Consider the following 18225-nt stretch of genomic DNA (forward strand, 5'->3'; position numbering starts at 1 on the left):
TCTGCGCTTATTCAACGGTTTGAAGGGACAGTGAAAAGGAATTTGATCATGACTGCACAAGTAAAAGCATTGGATCCTCCAGTACTCAAGGAGGCACAGGATGGTGTACTTAAGGTGGACACATTGGAAGACTTTGCTCATGGGCAGGTAGTCTTTACCTCAAACCCGGAAAACATAATTCTAGGAGACGTGGTTACTTTCAAAGTCAAGACCAGTAACGCCTGGTCAGGGAACATGAACGTGACAGAAGTACCCGGGGTACTTGAGTTCCTCATTCCCAAAGAAGTATTCGCGAAAGATTTCACTGAGGGTACCACTGCCGAGTTGCACTACACCGTGGCAAGAGCAGGGCAGAATCTCGGGAGCTCCGACATGCTGCGTGTGAAGCTCGAACGCTAAACAGCAATCACCCCTGCGCCTGCGCCTCTTCATGGGCCTGGCGCAGTCTTTCACGGCTGTTGGTCAGGTGCAGACGCATGGCCGCACGGGCCGCATCGGAATCCTGGCGGGCAATCGCGTCGTAGATTTCTTCGTGCTCGCGGCTCAGGCGATTCATGTAGTGCTGTTGGTCATCATGGGCCAGACGCGCCGAATTCAGCCGCGTGCGCGGGATGATGCTGGTGCCCAGGTGGGTCATGATGTCGGTGAAGTAGCGGTTGCCGGTGGACAGGGCTATTTCGAGGTGGAAGGCAAAGTCCGACGCGACGGCATCACTGGCATGGGACACGCTATCGTTCAGCGCATCGAGGGCAGCGCGCATGGTCGCCAGTTGCTCGGGGCTGCGGCGTTGTGCAGCGAGGCCGGCGGACTCCACTTCAAGGCTGATGCGTAATTCAAGAATCGCCAGCACATCACGCAGGGTGACGACCGTGGCCGGGTCGATACGGAAGCCGCTGGGGCTAGGCGTATCGAGTACAAAAGTGCCGATGCCATGACGGGTTTCCACTTGCCCGGCCGCTTGCAGTCGGGAAATCGCCTCACGCACCACGGTGCGGCTGACGCCATGGGCTTGCATGATCGCCGACTCGGTGGGCAACTTGTCGCCGCGCTTGAGCAGGCCATCACGGATCTGCTCACTCAGCACCGTCACTAATTCCTGTGCGAGGCTGCGGCGCTTGCGCGGAAGGCGCGGGGTGTCGATCAGGTTTTCCATGGTTTGTATCGGGTCTCGAAAATTCGGCTTGGTTGGCATCATAGCTCAAGCGGGTTGTACGATCACTTTCCGTTAACACCACAAATCCTGTGGGAGTTGGCTTGCCAGTTCCCACAGGATTTGTGTCGTGATCATGCCGTTACGGTTTGCTCAACCAAATGGCCGCTGTCGATTCGCACATGCCGTGGGTGGAAGCGCTTCAGACTGCTGCGATGGCCGACGCTGACGATGCTTACCCCCGGCAACTGATCGATCAGTGCCTGATACAGCGTCGCTTCGTCTTCTTCATCCATTGCCGACGTGGCTTCGTCCATGTACAGCCATTGCGGTGCATAGAGCAGCGCGCGGGCGAAGGCCAAGCGCTGTTGCTCGCCCGGCGACAACAGGCGCTGCCAGTGATTGGCTTCATCGACACGGGCTACCAGATGCGGCAACCGACAGGTTTCCAGCACCTGTGCATAACGCTGCGGCGCATAGGTATCGCCCGGCTGTGGATAACTCAGCGCTTCGCGCAGGGTGCCGATGGGCAGATAGGGTTTCTGCGGCAGGAACAGATAACGCGCCGCTGGCAGACGAATATTGCCGTGCCCCGCCGGCCACAAATGCCCCATCGCGCGCAGCAGCGTGGACTTGCCACTGCCGGAACGGCCACTGAGCATGACGCGCTCGCCCGGCTCAACGGTCATGTCGGCACGGGTCAACAGATGACGACCGTCGGCCAGATCCAGCCCCAGGTCATGCACCTTCAGCTCACTGCCTTGATTTTGCACATCAATGGCCGGCGGGCGGTCTTCGTTGTCGGTCATTGCCTGCCGGAAACTCAGCAAACGATCACAGGTGGCGCGCCAGGAAGCAAGGCTCTGGTACGCGTTGATAAACCAGCTGAAGCTCTCTTGAACGTTGCCGAAGGCCGAGCTGATCTGCATCAACTCGCCCAGTTCGATCTTGCCGGCGAGGTAACGCGGCGAAGCAACGATGAAGGGGAAGATAATCGCAGCCTGGCTATAACCGGCGGTGAAAAACGTCAGGCGTTTGGACACTTTCATGATGTCCCAGAAGTTATGCCAGACCATGCCGAAACGGTTGCTCAAGTGACGGTTCTCATTCGGTTCGCCGTTGTACAACGCGATACTCTCGGCATTCTCGCGAATCCGCACCATGGAAAAACGCAGGTCAGCTTCAAAGCGTTGTTGCTGGTTGTTCAGACCGATCAAGCGACGACCGATCAAATGCGTCAGCCAGCTACCCACCACGGCGTAAACCAGCACGCACCAGAACATGTAGCCGGGAATGGTGATGCCATAGAGTTCGATGCTGCCCGATACGCCCCACAAAATGATCGAGAACGACACCAGACTGACAATATTGCGCAACAGCCCGATACCCAGTTCAAGGGTGTTGGACGTGAAATTGTTGAGGTCTTCGGAAATCCGCTGGTCCGGGTTATCGGTGTAACCGCCCTGCTCCAGTTGGTAATAATTCTTGTCGGCGAGCCAGCGCGAGAAATGCTTTTCGGTCAGCCACGCCCGCCAGCGGATCGTCAGCATCTGCGTCAGATATTGCCTGTACACGGCACCGACAATCGCCACGGCCGCGATCACACAGAAGTACAGAATCAGATGCCAGAACGCCGCTTCGTCCTTCTTTTGCAAAGCGTTGTAAAAATCCTTGTACCAGGTGTTGAACCACACCGAGATCCCTACGCTGAGCAGCGAGAGCGCTATCACCGCAATCAGCAGCGTCCAGGCCTTTACCTTCTCTTCACTGCGCCAGTAAGGCGTGATCATCGCCCACACTTTGCGAAAAAACTGGCCGCGCACAGCATCGTTGACCGCGGAATGTTCAGCGTTCGGATTCATGGATAAGGCTCGATATGGAAGAGAACAGACACGCACCGATCATAAATGATCGGTGCGTTTTATCGCGAGGGCTGGCGATAGTCGTTCAGCGCAGGTTCAGCGACGAACCGGGCGCTTCTGCAGTTTGCGCTGCAGGGTGCGGCGGTGCATGCCCAGGGCGCGAGCCGTGGCGGAGATGTTGCCTTCGTGCTCGGTGAGCACGCGCTGGATGTGCTCCCACTGCAGGCGATCAACCGACATCGGGTTTTCCGGCACCAGACTGTCGAGGTCGGCGTGCTCGGAGAGCAGCGCGGCGAGCACGTCGTCGGCGTCGGCCGGCTTGCAGAGGTAGTTGCAGGCGCCGCGCTTGATCGCTTCGACCGCCGTGGCAATGCTCGAATAACCGGTGAGGATCACCACGCGCATTTCCGGGTCCAGCTCCAGCAACTTCGGCAGCAATACCAGCCCGGAGTCGCCGTCCATTTTCAGGTCGAGCGCAGCGTAGTCCGGCAGATCGGCCTGAGCGATGGTCAGGCCTTCCTCGGCGGAACCGGCAGTGCTGACGCGAAAGCCGCGGCGGGCCATGGCGCGCGCCATGACTCGGGTGAAAGTCGCGTCGTCGTCGACCAGCAGCAAATGCGGCAGTTCTTCGCCTTCCACTTGGATTTCGTCACTCATTTTGCTCTCCTCGGGCACCGTGAGGCAGGCGCAGCTCGGTGAGCGTGCCGCCTTCCTCATGACTATAGAGTTTCACTGAGCCGCCGGCGCGTGTCACGCTGGCCTTGCTCAAAAACAGGCCCAGGCCGAAACCTTTGCCCTTGGTGGTAAAAAACGGTTTGCCAATCTGCTCGGCGATGGCCAGCGGCACACCGGCGCCATGGTCCCGAATGCTGATGGTCAAGTTTTCCGCGTCCCAATCCAGCGTCACCTGAAGGTTCTCCGGGCAGGCGTCGGCGGCATTGTTGAGCAGATTCAACAGTGCCTGGGTCAGATCCGGCGGCGGCGCCATGCGCGGCACCGCACCCTGGCCGAGACGCTGGAAGCGATAACTGGCCTCCGGACGCATCAAGTGCCAGCGATTCAACGCTTCGTCGAGCCAGACCGTGACGTCCTGCATCTCGACGGCCAGACGCCGATTGGCCTCCGCGGCGCGCACCAACTGCTGCAGGGTTTCCTTGCAGAGCTTGACCTGATCCTGCAGCACCTTCAGATCGTCTTGCAGCATCGGGTCGGGATGATCCTGCTGCATCTCTTTGAGCAATACGCTCATGGTCGCCAGCGGCGTACCCAATTCGTGAGCAGCGCCGGCGGCCTGGGTGGCAACGGCGAGCAATTGCTGATCGCGCAGACCTTCCTCGCGCCGAATCGCACGCAGTTCCTCCTGACGACGCAGCTCCTCGGCCATGCGCGCAGCAAAGAACGTGATCACCGCCGCCGCGAGCGCGAAGCTCAGCCACATGCCATAGACCTGCAGGTTCTCCCGGGCGATCGGCAAGGTTTCCAGCGGGTAGAACCGCGTCAGCATCAGGGTGTACAGCGCCAGTGCGATACCGGACAGAACCACCGAATAGCGCCAGGGCAGCGTCACCGCAGCAATGGTCAGCGGCACCAGATAATAGGAAACGAACGGGTTGGTCGAACCACCGGAGAAATACAGCAGCGCGCTGTGGATCACCAGATCGCAGGCCAATTGCAGAGCGTATTCAAGCTCAGTCACCGGCCACGAAGTGCGCAAACGCACGGCGGTAAACACGCACAGCAGCGTTGAACAGCCCAACGTCATCGCCAGTTGCACCCACGGCAACGGCAACAGTTGCAGCCAATAGGCCAAGCCTACGGACCCGGCCTGCGCGGCGAGCACCAGCGTGCGGATAAAAGTCAGCCGCCAGAGGTTCTGGCGAGTGGCGGAAGTCAGTTGTACGGGGGCGAGCATGAGCTCTCCTGATGAGCGCTCCAGGCGAATCGCACGGAGTATAACCAAGCCGCGCCCCCGAGAGGCGAAAGTGCGGCAAACGACCACATGGCGAAAAGATTTTCGGCGGCTATAAGAACGCCTGCTCGCAAATGGTTGCGCGGCAGCCCCGGGCATCTGTATAGAAGTTGTAACTGGGCGAACCGGATCATAAAAGCTAGAGTCTGATGGTTTCACGCAGGCCCCCACCCAACACCTGCGCCCCCATCAAGGAGCCTTCATGCACACATTTCGCCGCAGCGCCGCCCTTCTCGCCCTGACCGTCGGCAGCATCGCCAGCCTCCCGGCCCTGGCCGCCGATGAGCTGCACTACAACCAGATTTCCCTGCGCGCCGAAGTCAGCCAGGAAGTGGCCCGCGACCTGATGATCGTGACCCTCTACACGGAAGAGCAAAACACCGACCCGGCCAAACTCGCCGCCGACGTCAGCACCACCATGAACAAGGCTCTGGCCCAGGCCAAGCAAGTCAAAGACATCACCCTGCGCCAGGGCAGCCGCAACAGCTATCCGATCTACGACACCAAGGGCCAGAAAATCACCGGCTGGCGCGAACGCGCCGAACTGCGCCTGGAAAGCGCCGACTTCGCCGCCCTGTCCAAACTCACCGGCGAACTGCTGACCGACCTGAAAATGGGCGGCATGGACTTCGCCATCGCCGACCCGACCCGCAAGGCCAGTGAAGACGCCCTGCTCAAAGAAGCCGTCACCGCCTTCAAGGCCCGCGCCCAACTGGCCACCGACGCACTGGGCGGCAAGGGCTACAAAATCGTCAACCTGAACCTCAACAGCAATGGCTACCCACAACCGTACCTGCGCGGCCCGATGATGATGAAAGCAGCGGGCATGGATTCAGCGCCGGTTACCCCGGAAGTCGAAGCCGGCACCAGCCAGGTCAACATGACCGCGGATGGCTCGATTGAAGTGCTGATGCCGTGATGTGATGTGGGCTGAATGAAAAACCGGCGATCAGAGCATGATCGCCGGTTTTTTTGTGTCCGGGATTTGTGTTGTTTGTTCTGGCGTCATCGCGAGCAGGCTCACTCCTACCGGAAAATCCTATTTTGCAAATGGGAGCCATCACCTGCCGTTTCTCACGCGGCGAAGTGGGTGGCAGCTATGTGCGGGGTGAGAAACCGGAAAATAGGAAAACCGGCCAGACCGAAGTCTGCCCAAACACAGCCGCCATAACGCATTTGCAGACAGCGAGTACGCTGGCGGCAATTATGCTGATACGAGGACTGAATAACTAATTTTTCCCAGGTTCTCACACCCGATCGCTGAACCTTCAGCGACAACCAAAGCCTAGAGATCGCACGTCCGACGGACAACCTGAAAACCTAGTGGGAAGGTTCTGGTGATTTCACACATTTCTAAACAAACCGAAGTAATCGGGTGACTGAAAGGGCCTCTTCGCGAGCAAGCCCGCTCCCACAGTTTGCACCGAGTACACCCGCCAGAAATGGGTCGGCTGTCAGACCGCCATCGCTAGCAGTTCCCACAGCAACAGATCGCAGCCTAAAGCGGAGACAAGTACCCCCCGCACGCGGCCCAGCCCCGCAGGCTTTATCAAAGTGCCGGCCAGTTGGCACAAAACGCCTTGCCCCCGGCGCAATGGTCGTATGACCCGACGATCAAGGACGCCCCCTACGACCCGGCCAAAGCCCGGGCGCTACTTAAGGAAGCCGGGGTTGCGCCCGGTACAACCATCAACCTTTGGGCGATGACAGTGCAACGCGCCTCGAACCCGAACGCGCGAATGTCAGCGCAGATGATCCAGCAGGATTGGGCAAAAATCGGCATCAAGGCCAACATCGTCAGCTATGAATGGGGTGAGTACATCAAGCGTGCCAAGAATGGCGAACACGACGCGATGATCTACGGCTGGACAGGTGACAACGGCGACCCGGACAACTGGCCCGGTGTGCTGTACAGCTGCACGGCGGTGAAAGGCAGTAATTACGCCAAATGGTGCGACCCGGCCTGCGACAAACTCGTGCAGCAAGCCAAGGTGTCCACCGACAAGTCGCAACGGGTAAAACTGTATCAACAGGCCCAGCAAATTCTTAAACAACAGGCACCGATTACACCGATTGCCAACTCGACGGTGTTCCAGCCGCTGCACAAGGAAGTCACGGACTTGCGTATTAGCCCATTCGGCCTTACACCCTTCTACGGTGTGGGTATAAATAAGTAACACCAAGCCCCAAGGCGGCGCGCACAACGTGACCGGCGCACCATTTTGGGGCCCTGTTTGCACCGAAAAAATCGCCCGCAAACGGTCAAATGCGTCAACTTTTACACATATGCGACATTAAGGTACGTTCGTGCCACGGTTTAAGGCCGACAGTCGCTCTGCATCTTGCAATGGGTATGGCCCCTGCATAAGTATCCGCAGGCACGACTCACGAGGTCGTACCTCACAACTAAAAAATGACAACAAATCATGAGGCCAACATGCTTAAACACGCGGTCATTCCGTTTTTAGTCGGCGCAGGCTTGTTAGCCTCCGCACCTTTCGCATCCGCTGCGACTAACCTGGTGTTCTGCTCCGAAGGGAGCCCGGCCGGATTCGACCCAGGCCAGTACACCACCGGAACCGACTTCGACGCCTCAGCCGAGACCATGTTCAACCGCCTGACCCAGTTCGAGCGCGGCGGCACCGCCGTTATTCCTGGCCTGGCGACCAAGTGGGACATTTCCGATGACGGCCTGACGTACACCTTCCACCTGCGTGAAGGCGTCAAGTTCCACACCACCCCGTATTTCAAGCCGACTCGTGAGTTCAACGCCGACGACGTGCTGTTCACCTTCAATCGCATGATTAACAAGGATGACCCGTTCCGTAAGGCGTACCCGACCGAATTCCCGTACTTCACCGACATGGGGATGGACACCAACATCACCAAGATCGATAAAGTCGACGACCACACCGTCAAGTTCACGTTGAAAGAAGTGGATGCTGCGTTCATCCAGAACATGGCCATGAGCTTCGCCTCGATCCAGTCCGCCGAGTACGCTGCCAAGCTGCTCAAGGAAGGCAGGGCTGCCGACATCAACCAGAAGCCGATCGGCACCGGCCCGTTCGTGTTCAAGAGCTACCAGAAAGACTCCAACATCCGTTACACCGGGAACAAGGACTACTGGAAGCCTGACGATGTGAAGATCGACAACCTGATCTTCGCCATCACCACCGACCCGTCGGTACGCATTCAGAAGCTGAAAAAGAACGAGTGCCAGATCACCCTGTTCCCGCGCCCGGCCGACCTGAAAGCCCTCAAAGAAGACCAGTCGCTGAAAATGCCTGACCAGGCGGGTTTCAACCTGGGCTACATCGCCTACAACGTGATGGACAAGGTCAAAGGCAGCAACGAGCCAAACCCTCTGGCTGACCTGCGTGTGCGCCAGGCGCTGGACATGTCGGTGAACAAGCCGCAGATCATCGACTCGGTTTACCAGGGCGCTGGCCAGTTGGCCGTCAACGCCATGCCACCGACCCAGTGGTCTTACGACACCACCATCAAGGACGCCAAGTACGACCCTGAGAAAGCCAAAGAGCTGCTCAAGGAAGCCGGCGTCAAGGAAGGCACCGAGATCGTGTTGTGGGCAATGCCGGTACAACGCCCGTACAACCCGAACGCCAAACTGATGGCTGAGATGCTGCAGTCGGACTGGAAGAAGATCGGTCTGAACGTCAAGATCCAGAGCTACGAATGGGGCGAGTACATCAAGCGCTCCAAAGGTGGCGAGAACCAGGCCATGATCATTGGCTGGAGCGGTGACAATGGTGATCCGGACAACTGGCTGAACGTGCTGTTCGGTTGCGACTCGCTCAGCGGCAACAACTTCTCCAAGTGGTGCGACAAGAAGTTCGACGGCCTCGTCAAGGAAGCCAAGCGCACAACCGACCAGGCCAAGCGCACCGAACTGTACAAAGAGGCGCAACACGTCCTCAAAGATGCAGTCCCAATGACACCTATCGCTCACTCGACGGTGTACCAACCCATGCGCGCCAACGTGCAGGATTTCAAGATCAGCCCATTCGGTTTGAATTCCTTCTACGGCGTCAGCGTCAGCAAATAAGGCATTGCAACGGCGACGTTTTTGACGTCGCCGTTGTTTTACCTGCCGGAAAGTTAGGAAATTGCCTACATCCAATTCCGCTGCGGATTACTGCAACGGCATAGGACGCGTCGACTTTTCCTACGAGGTTTCAGGCATTTACGCATTTACTGCCAGACCCACGGCCCCTACCGTCGGGTTCTGACCAGTGACTGTGTGGGCTAACGGTTTGCTGTCCGCACTGGTTTGAGCTTGATGCAGCCACAACGTCCCCGGATGGGATCGCAGCGCATCGAAAAACACTAAAAAAGAGGGAGCGTCATGCGCCATACCTTGGTTTTTTCCGCTTTGCTGGGCGCCGGCCTGTTGGCCGCCACGTCCGCCAGTTTCGCCGCACCCAAAAGCCTGGTGTTCTGCTCCGAAGGCAGCCCGGCGGGTTTTGATACCGCGCAATACACGACGGCCACCGATAACGATGCCGCCGAGCCGCTGTATAACCGTTTGGTCGAGTTCGAAAAAGGCGCGACCAATGTCGTCCCAGGTCTGGCTACCAAGTGGGATATTTCCGAGGATGGTCTCAAGTACACCTTTCACCTACGTGAAGGTGTGAAATTTCATACAACGCCTTACTTCAAGCCGACCCGCGATTTCAACGCCGACGACGTGTTGTTCACGTTTAATCGCATGCTCGATACACAACAGCCCTTCCGTAAAGCTTATCCGACCGAGTTCCCGTATTTCAACGGGATGAGCCTGAACAAGAACATTGCCAAGGTCGAAAAGACCGGGCCACTGACCGTGGAGTTCACGCTCAACAGCGTTGACGCCGCGTTCATCCAGAACATCGCCATGAGCTTCGCCGCCATTCTGTCCGCCGAATACGCCGACAAGCTGTTGGCCGAAGGCAAGCCGAGCGACATCAACCAGAAGCCGATCGGCACCGGCCCGTTCGTGTTCAAGAGCTACCAGAAAGACTCGAACATCCGTTACACCGCTAATAAACAATACTGGGACCCGAGCCGGGTAAAGCTCGATAACCTGATTTTCGCGATCAACACCGACGCCTCGGTGCGCGTGCAAAAGCTCAAGGCTGGCGAATGCCAGATCACCCTGCATCCACGCCCGGCTGATGTCGACGCGCTGAAGAGCGATCCAAAACTGCAACTGATCTCCAAGCCGGGTTTCAACCTCGGCTACATCGCCTACAACGTGCGCCACAAACCGTTCGACCAGCTCGAAGTGCGTCAGGCGCTGGACATGGCGGTGAATAAACAGGGGATTCTCAACGCCGTTTACCAAGGCGCCGGCCAACTGGCGGTCAACGCCATGCCACCGACCCAGTGGTCTTACGACGATACGATCAAAGACGCTGCCTACAACCCGGAAAAAGCCAAAGAGTTGCTCAAGGCTGCCGGCGTGAAAGAAGGCACCGAGATCACCCTGTGGGCGATGCCGGTGCAGCGTCCGTACAACCCGAACGCCAAACTGATGGCCGAAATGCTCCAGGCCGACTGGGCGAAAATCGGTCTGAAAGTGAAGATCGTCAGCTATGAATGGGGCGAGTACATCAAGCGCACCAAGAATGGCGAACACGACGTCAGCCTGATCGGCTGGACCGGTGACAACGGTGACCCGGACAACTGGCTCGGCACGCTGTACAGCTGCGATGCCATTGGTGGCAACAACTACTCGATGTGGTGCGATCCGGCTTACGACAAGCTGATCAAAGAGGCCAAGGTCGTCACCGACCGCGACCAGCGCACCGCGCTTTACAAACAGGCGCAGCAGTTGCTCAAGCAGCAAGTGCCGATCACGCCTGTCGCCCACTCGACGGTCAACCAACCGTTAAGCACCCGGGTTGAAGGGTTCAAGGTGAGCCCCTTCGGTCGCAACGTGTTCTCGGGCGTCAGTATCGATTAACCCAACCGATTAGCCGCAATGCTGAGGGGGGCCGTCTATCCCCCTCACGCAAGCGCTTTGCCGAAATTCGCCAATCCGGCCTTTGGCAAACGTTTGCGATGTGTGATTGAGTTCTAAACCAAATAGCCGGACGACCAAAAAAAGACCGGTATAAAAAGAAAGTAAAGGAGCTTCACCCATGAAACTGAGCAGCACCGCGATACTGGCTTTGGCCATCAGCAGCATCACCGCCACGGCGTATGCAGAACCTGTCAGTCAGGAGTTCGTCCCCACTACCCTGGCCGGCAGTAGCGCCCAAAGCGAGGCCAAAGGCTTTATTGATGGACAGAGCCTGGGCGGCACAACCCGTAACTTTTATGCCAATGAACTGAAGCGTCGTGACGACAGTTTCAGCTACGTGAAGAACAGCGACAAGAACACCACGCCACAGGTCAGAACCAAAACCCCGCGTCGTATCAACTGGGTTCAGGGCACCATCGTCAACTACACCTCGGGCTTCACCCAAGGCACCGTTGGCGTGAGCACTGAAGTGGCCGCCTACAACGCCATCGTTCTGGATCGTGACCGTAAGGACATCGCTGGCGGCTCCAACCGCACCCTCGCCGACTCCGACGGCGACGCTGTCGGCCAGTGGAGCAAACTGGGTCTGGCCAACGTCAAGTTCCGCGTATCGAACACCACCCTGACCGCCGGTCGCCAGAACTTCAGCACGCCGATCGTCGATGTCATCGGCAACCGTCCGCTGCCTTCGAGCTTCGAAGGTATCAGCCTGCACAGCGAAGAATTCAGCAACCTGTCGTTTGACCTGGCCGGTTTCGACCGCGTCTCGCCACGTACCGAACAGAGCCTGTCGAAATTCCGTTCCGAGTACTCGGCCACTGGTGTTGAAACCGACAAGGTTTACACAGCCGGTTTGAACTACCAGCCGCTCAAGAGCCTGAAAACCAGCCTGTATGTCGCGAACGTTGAAGACTTCTGGAACCAGTACTACTTCGGCGCCACCCACGAACTGGGTGACAGCCAGGTCCTGAGCCTGACCACCGGTCTGAACTACTACAAGACTGTCGACGAAGGCAAAAAGTTGATGGGCAACATCGACAACGACACCTACTCGCTGTCGCTCGGCCTGACTCACCAGGCCCACAGCCTGACCTTCTCGTACCAGGAAGTGAACGGCAACGAGTACTTCGACTACCTGCACGAAACCAACGGCATCTACCTGGCCAACTCCCTGCTGTCGGACTTCAACGGCCCGAACGAGAAATCCTTCCAGATCGCTTACGGCTTGAACATGGCTGAATACGGCGTACCTGGCCTGAAGTTCAACATCTACCAGGCGCGCGGCTGGGGCATCGACGGCACTCACTACCGTGGCACGGCTTACACCGATCCAGGAGCCAAACGCGGCGACCTGAGCCTGATGAATGGCGAAAGCCACTATGAATACGGCGTCGGTGCTTCTTACGCCGTGCAGAGCGGCCCGCTCAAGGCCACCGCTATTCGTGCGACGTACACCACTCACCGCGCCAGCGAGCACCAGGCTGACGGCAACATCAACGAGTTCCGTCTCGTGACCACCATTCCGTTCAACATCCTGTAAAAACGCTAACCGACGGCTGACTCATGAAGAGTCGGCCGTTCGGTTTTTTGTCTTCAACCGATTGCAGAGGGTTATCGATGAAAATGCTTCCCCTACGTGCGGCCGTCGCTGCCGCGTTGTTGAGCGCCGCCATCGGCGTCTCGGCCAAACCCTTGGTGGTCTGCACCGAAGCCAGTCCGGAAGGCTTCGACATGGTCCAGTACACAACTGCAGTCACAGCCGACGCGGTGGCCGAAACCATCTTCAACCGGCTGGCGGACTTCAAGCCCGGCACCACCGAAGTGATACCGGCGCTGGCCGACTCCTGGGACATCAGCGATGACGGCTTGAGCTACACCTTCCACCTGCGCAAAGGCGTCAAGTTTCACACCACCGATTACTTCAAGCCGACTCGCGACATGAACGCCGACGACGTGGTCTGGAGCTTCCAGCGTCAACTGGACCCGAATCACCCGTGGCACAAACTGTCGAGCGTGGGCTTCCCCTACTTTGAAAGCATGGGCTTCAAGGAACTGCTCAAAAGCGTAGAAAAAGTCGACGACAACACGGTCAAGTTCACCCTGACCCGCCGCGAAGCGCCGTTCCTGGCCGACCTGGCCATGGCGTTCTCCTCGATCTACTCGGCCGAATACGCCGACCAGTTGCTCAAGGCCAACAAGACCGGCGACCTGAACAGCAAGCCGATCGGCACCGGCCCGTTCATCTTCCAGCGTTACGCCAAGGACGCTCAAGTACGGTTCAAGGCCAACCCGGACTATTTCCGTGGCAAGCCACCGGCCGATGCGCTGATTCTGGCGATTGCCACCGACAACAACGTGCGCCTGCAAAAACTCAAGGCCAACGAGTGCCAGATTGCGCTGTATCCGAAGCCGGATGACATCCCGAGCATCAAGAAAGACAGCAACCTGAAAGTCGCCGAACTCGACGCGATGACCGTGTCGTATGTCGCCATGAACACCCAGCACAAATACATGAGCGACGTGCGGGTGCGCAAAGCGATCGACATCGCCTTCGACAAGGAAGCCTACGTCAACGCGCTGTTTGGCAAAGGTAACGCCACCGTCGCAGTCAACCCGTACCCACCGACGCTGCTGGGCTACAACCATGACTTGAAGAACCCGCCTCGCGATCTCGACAAGGCTCGCGCCCTGCTCAAGGAAGCCGGTGTTCCAGAAGGCACCACGTTTACCCTGTTTACCCGCAACGGCGGCGGCCCGACCAACCCCAACCCGATGCTCGGCGCGCAGATGATGCAGGCTGACCTGGCGAAAGTCGGGATCAAGATCGACATCCGCGTGATGGAATGGGGCGAAATGCTCAAACGCGCCAAGGCCGGTGAGCACGACATGGTCTCGGCCGGATGGGCGGGCGACAATGGCGATCCGGACAACTTCCTGACGCCTATGCTCAGTTGCGAGGCGGCCAAGAATGGCGAGAACTACGCGCGCTGGTGCAACGAGAAATTCCAGGCTCTGCTGGATGAAGCACGGGCTAAAGTAGATCCGGCCGAACGCGCGAAACTCTACGAGCAAGCCCAGGTCCTGTTTAATCAGGACCAACCGTGGATCAGCATGGCCCACACCCGGATGTTCACTGCAATGCGCAACAACGTAGAGGGCTACCACATCAGCCCTCTGACAACTAATAACTTCGCCACCACCCAGGTGAAGTAGATAAGAAACGCCCGGCCTCCCTGACCCCAGGGAAGCCGGGTACGCCTAACCGGCTGATGAGGTACCACACAAGATGTTTAGTTTTATTGCCCGCCGACTGGGGTTGTTGATCCCCACGTTTTTCGGCATCACCTTGCTGACTTTCGCGTTGATTCGCATGATTCCGGGCGACCCCGTGGAAGTGATGATGGGCGAACGTCGGGTCGATCCCGAAATGCACGCTCAGGCAATGGAACGCCTAGGTCTGAACAAACCGCTGTATGCCCAGTATCTGGACTACATCGGCAAACTGGCTCACGGCGATCTCGGCGAATCCCTGCGTACGCGCACCAGCGTCTGGACCGAGTTCACCTCCCTTTTCCCGGCGACCCTGGAACTGTCCATGGCCGCCCTGCTGTTCGCCGGCATTCTGGGCCTTCTGGCCGGGGTGATTGCGGCACTCAAGCGAGGATCCCTGTTCGACCATGGGGTGATGGGCATCTCCCTGGCGGGGTATTCGATGCCGATCTTCTGGTGGGGCCTGATCCTGATCATGTTCTTCTCGGTGAGCCTGGGCTGGACCCCGGTGTCCGGGCGGATCGACCTGCTCTACGACATCGAGCCGCGCACCGGTTTCATGTTGATCGACACGCTGCTGGCCGATGACGTCGGCGCATTCTTCGACGCATTGCATCACTTGATCCTGCCGGCCATCGTGCTGGGGACCATCCCGCTGGCGGTGATCGCGCGGATGACCCGCTCCTCGATGCTCGAAGTCCTGCGTGAAGACTACATCCGCACTGCCAGGGCCAAAGGCCTGTCGCCGGCACGCGTGGTGTTCGTCCACGGTTTGCGTAACGCGCTGATTCCGGTCCTGACCGTGGTCGGCCTGCAAGTCGGCACGCTGCTGGCCGGTGCGGTTCTGACCGAAACCATCTTCTCCTGGCCCGGCATCGGTAAATGGCTGATCGAAGCCATCGGCGCCCGGGACTACCCGGTTGTGCAAAACGGCATCCTGTTAATCGCCTGCCTGGTGATTCTGGTCAACTTCGTAGTGGACATCCTCTACGGCTTTGCCAACCCACGCATCCGTCATCAGCGCTGAGGTCAATTACCCATGAGCACTCCAACTTCCTCAGCAGCCACCGCCGCGTCCGACGTGGATCAAAGCCTGCTGTACCCGTCACCGTACAAAGAATTCTGGCAAGCCTTCTCCAAGAACAAGGGCGCAGTTGCCGGTTTGCTGTTCATGCTGCTGATCGTCTTCTGCGCGCTGTTCGCGCCGTGGGTCGCACCGCATAACCCGAGCGAGCAATACCGTGACTTCCTGCTGACGCCGCCGTCGTGGCTCGAAGGCGGGCAGATTCAGTTCCTGCTCGGCACCGATGAACTGGGTCGCGACTTGCTGTCGCGTCTGATCCAGGGTTCGCGCCTGTCGCTGCTGATCGGTTTGTCTTCGGTCGTGATGTCGTTGATCCCGGGCATCCTGCTGGGTCTGTTCGCCGGTTTCTTCCCCAAAGTCCTCGGCCCGACCATCATGCGTTTGATGGACATCATGCTGGCCCTGCCGTCCTTGCTGCTGGCGGTGGCGATTGTCGCCATCCTCGGCCCTGGCCTGATCAACACCGTGATTGCGATTGCTGTGGTATCGCTGCCGTCCTACGTGCGTCTGACCCGTGCCGCCGTCATGGGCGAACTGAACCGCGACTACGTGACCGCCGCGCGCCTGGCCGGTGCCGGGCTGCCACGCCTGATGTTCATCACCGTGCTGCCCAACTGCATGGCACCGCTGATCGTACAAGCGACCCTGAGCTTCTCCTCGGCGATTCTCGATGCCGCCGCCCTGGGCTTCCTCGGCCTTGGCGTACAACCGCCAACCCCTGAGTGGGGCACCATGCTGGCCTCGGCCCGCGACTACATCGAACGCGCCTGGTGGGTGGTGAGCCTGCCTGGTTTGACCATTTTGCTCAGCGTGCTGGCAATCAACCTGATGGGCGACGGTCTGCGCGATGCGCTGGACCCGAAACTCAAGAACGCCGCCTGAGGAGATTCCCATGTCACTGCTAGAAATCAAGAATCTCAACGTTCGCTTCGGCGACAAAACCGCCGTGCCGGTGGTCGATGGCCTCGACCTCAAAGTCGACAAGGGCGAAGTACTGGCGATCGTGGGCGAGTCCGGTTCGGGCAAATCCGTGACCATGATGGCCCTGATGGGCCTGATCGAGCACCCGGGGATCGTCACGGCCGACGCCCTGAATTTCGACGGCAAGAACATGCTCACCCTGAGCAACCGCCAGCGCCGGCAGATCGTCGGCAAAGACCTGGCAATGGTGTTCCAGGACCCGATGACCGCACTGAACCCGAGCTACACCGTCGGTTTCCAGATCGAAGAAGTGCTGCGCCTGCACCTGAAAATGTCCGGCAAGCAAGCGCGTAAACGTGCCATCGAACTGCTGGAAAAAGTGGAAATCCCGGGCGCCGCCAGCCGTATGGACGCCTACCCGCATCAACTGTCCGGCGGTATGAGCCAGCGCGTCGCCATCGCCATGGCGATTGCCGGCGAGCCAAAACTGCTGATCGCCGACGAACCGACCACTGCACTGGACGTAACGATTCAGGCGCAGATCATGGATCTGCTGCTGGCGTTACAGAAAGAACAGGACATGGGCCTGGTGCTGATCACCCACGACCTCGCGGTCGTGGCTGAAACCGCCCAGCGCGTGTGCGTGATGTATGCCGGCCAAGCCGTTGAAGTCGGTCAGGTGCCACAACTGTTCGACATCCCGGCGCACCCGTACAGCGAAGCGCTGCTCAAGGCGATTCCGGAGCACAGCCAGGGCGCCGAGCGTCTGGCGACGCTGCCGGGCATCGTCCCGGGCCGTTACGACCGTCCGCAGGGCTGCCTGCTGTCGCCGCGCTGCCCGTACGTGCAGGACAGCTGCCGCGCGCAACGTCCGACCCTTGACCCGAAAAGCCACAGCCTCGCCCGCTGCTTCTACCCGCTGAACCAGGAGGTGGCGTAATGGCCGTCGTACTTACCGCCCGCGACCTGACCCGTCACTACGAAGTCTCCCGTGGCCTGTTCAAGGGCCACGCCACCGTGCGCGCGCTGAACGGCGTGTCGTTCGAACTGGAAGCCGGCAAGACCCTCGCGGTTGTCGGCGAGTCGGGCTGTGGCAAATCGACCCTCGCCCGCGCCCTGACCCTGATTGAAGAGCCGTCGTCCGGCTCCTTGAAAATCGCCGGCCAGGAAGTGGCCGGTGCCGACAAGGCCCAGCGCAAGCAACTGCGCAAAGACGTGCAGATGGTGTTCCAGAGCCCGTACGCGTCGTTGAACCCACGGCAGAAAGTCGGTGATCAGCTCGGCGAGCCGCTGCTGATCAACACCAACCTGTCCGCCGCCGAACGTCGCGAGAAAGTCCAGGCGATGATGAAGCAGGTCGGCTTGCGTCCCGAGCACTACCAGCGTTATCCGCACATGTTTTCCGGCGGTCAGCGCCAGCGTATCGCCCTGGCCCGAGCAATGATGCTGCAACCCAAAGTGCTGGTGGCGGACGAACCGACTTCGGCGCTGGACGTGTCGATTCAGGCGCAGGTGCTGAACCTGTTCATGGATCTGCAGCAGGAGTTCAACACCGCCTACGTGTTCATCTCGCACAACCTGGCGGTGGTGCAACACGTGGCCGATGACGTGATGGTGATGTACCTCGGTCGCCCGGTGGAAATGGGTCCGAAAAACGCCATCTATGATCGTCCTCTGCACCCTTACACCCAGGCGCTGCTGTCGGCGACCCCGACGATTCACCCGGATCCGGACAAGCCGAAAATCAAGATCGTCGGCGAATTGCCCAACCCGCTCAACCCGCCCGCAGGCTGCGCGTTCCACAAGCGTTGCCCGTATGCGACCGAGCGTTGCAGCACTCAAGAGCCAGCCCTGCGCGAGCTCGACAACCGGCAGGTGGCGTGCCACTACGCCGAGCAGTTCCTCGACGGCGCGGCGTAAGCAAATCCCGAGGCAAATGCAAGCCCG

Annotated in this window: 14 protein-coding genes and 1 pseudogene; 11 read left to right on the top strand and 4 right to left on the bottom strand. The window is 59.1% G+C overall.

Annotated features, from left to right (window positions below; all coding sequences use genetic code 11):
* The first annotated feature begins 48 nt into the window (after positions 1–48).
* Positions 49–399, top strand: a complete 351-nt coding sequence (locus tag AACY11_RS05330) for a hypothetical protein (protein ID WP_339431730.1) — start codon at positions 49–51, stop codon at positions 397–399.
* Positions 400–406: 7 nt separating this feature from the next.
* On the opposite strand, the gene AACY11_RS05335 is transcribed toward AACY11_RS05330, so the two are convergent.
* The 4 genes from AACY11_RS05335 to AACY11_RS05350 form a co-directional block, all read right to left on the bottom strand.
* Positions 407–1153 (bottom strand): FadR/GntR family transcriptional regulator, encoded by a 747-nt coding sequence (locus AACY11_RS05335; RefSeq protein WP_339466248.1) that lies wholly within the window; start codon positions 1151–1153, stop codon positions 407–409.
* Between the two features lie 131 nt (positions 1154–1284).
* Positions 1285–3012: an ABC transporter ATP-binding protein/permease gene (locus AACY11_RS05340; RefSeq protein ID WP_339494031.1), complete on the bottom strand. Its 1728-nt coding sequence runs from the start codon at positions 3010–3012 to the stop codon at positions 1285–1287.
* A 96-nt stretch (positions 3013–3108) separates the two neighbouring features.
* A complete protein-coding gene (locus tag AACY11_RS05345) occupies positions 3109–3669 on the bottom strand; it encodes a response regulator transcription factor (protein WP_003221630.1) in 561 nt (186 codons plus the stop codon).
* A complete protein-coding gene (locus AACY11_RS05350) occupies positions 3662–4924 on the bottom strand; it encodes an ATP-binding protein (RefSeq protein ID WP_221730062.1) in 1263 nt (420 codons plus the stop codon). Before AACY11_RS05350 ends, AACY11_RS05345 begins: the two co-directional genes overlap by 8 nt.
* A gap of 259 nt (positions 4925–5183) precedes the next feature.
* Here AACY11_RS05350 and AACY11_RS05355 point away from each other — a divergent pair, with 259 nt between their 5' ends.
* From AACY11_RS05355 to AACY11_RS05400, 10 genes and pseudogenes are all read left to right on the top strand, one after another.
* Positions 5184–5900, top strand: a complete 717-nt coding sequence (locus tag AACY11_RS05355) for an SIMPL domain-containing protein (protein ID WP_339466250.1) — start codon at positions 5184–5186, stop codon at positions 5898–5900.
* 619 nt (positions 5901–6519) lie between these two features.
* A pseudogene (locus AACY11_RS05360) lies at positions 6520–7158 on the top strand (ABC transporter substrate-binding protein); the annotation flags it as partial.
* A 260-nt stretch (positions 7159–7418) separates the two neighbouring features.
* Complete coding sequence (locus AACY11_RS05365; RefSeq protein ID WP_339494033.1) at positions 7419–9044, top strand: ABC transporter substrate-binding protein; 1626 nt, start codon at positions 7419–7421, stop codon at positions 9042–9044.
* A gap of 300 nt (positions 9045–9344) precedes the next feature.
* Positions 9345–10943 (top strand): ABC transporter substrate-binding protein, encoded by a 1599-nt coding sequence (locus AACY11_RS05370; protein ID WP_339494034.1) that lies wholly within the window; start codon positions 9345–9347, stop codon positions 10941–10943.
* A 178-nt stretch (positions 10944–11121) separates the two neighbouring features.
* The gene (locus AACY11_RS05375) at positions 11122–12543 is read left to right on the top strand and encodes an OprD family porin (protein WP_221730067.1); all 1422 of its coding nucleotides are present in this window, start codon (positions 11122–11124) and stop codon (positions 12541–12543) included.
* A 77-nt stretch (positions 12544–12620) separates the two neighbouring features.
* Positions 12621–14216 carry an ABC transporter substrate-binding protein gene (locus AACY11_RS05380; RefSeq protein WP_339431723.1) on the top strand — a complete coding sequence of 532 codons (1596 nt, stop codon included), beginning with the start codon at positions 12621–12623 and terminating at the stop codon, positions 14214–14216.
* Positions 14217–14289: 73 nt separating this feature from the next.
* A complete protein-coding gene (locus AACY11_RS05385) occupies positions 14290–15300 on the top strand; it encodes an ABC transporter permease subunit (RefSeq protein WP_221730069.1) in 1011 nt (336 codons plus the stop codon).
* Positions 15301–15312: 12 nt separating this feature from the next.
* Positions 15313–16239: an ABC transporter permease subunit gene (locus AACY11_RS05390; protein ID WP_221730070.1), complete on the top strand. Its 927-nt coding sequence runs from the start codon at positions 15313–15315 to the stop codon at positions 16237–16239.
* 10 nt (positions 16240–16249) lie between these two features.
* Entirely contained in the window at positions 16250–17218 is a 969-nt protein-coding gene (locus tag AACY11_RS05395) for an ABC transporter ATP-binding protein (RefSeq protein WP_339466254.1), read from the top strand.
* On the top strand, positions 17218–18198 hold the full coding sequence (locus AACY11_RS05400; protein WP_339431721.1) for a peptide ABC transporter ATP-binding protein: 981 nt from the start codon (positions 17218–17220) through the stop codon (positions 18196–18198). Before AACY11_RS05395 ends, AACY11_RS05400 begins: the two co-directional genes overlap by 1 nt.
* Positions 18199–18225: the final 27 nt, after the last annotated feature.

It is taken from the genome of Pseudomonas sp. RA_105y_Pfl2_P56, from assembly GCF_963970845.1.
Classification (GTDB): Bacteria; Pseudomonadota; Gammaproteobacteria; order Pseudomonadales; family Pseudomonadaceae; genus Aquipseudomonas; species Aquipseudomonas baetica_A.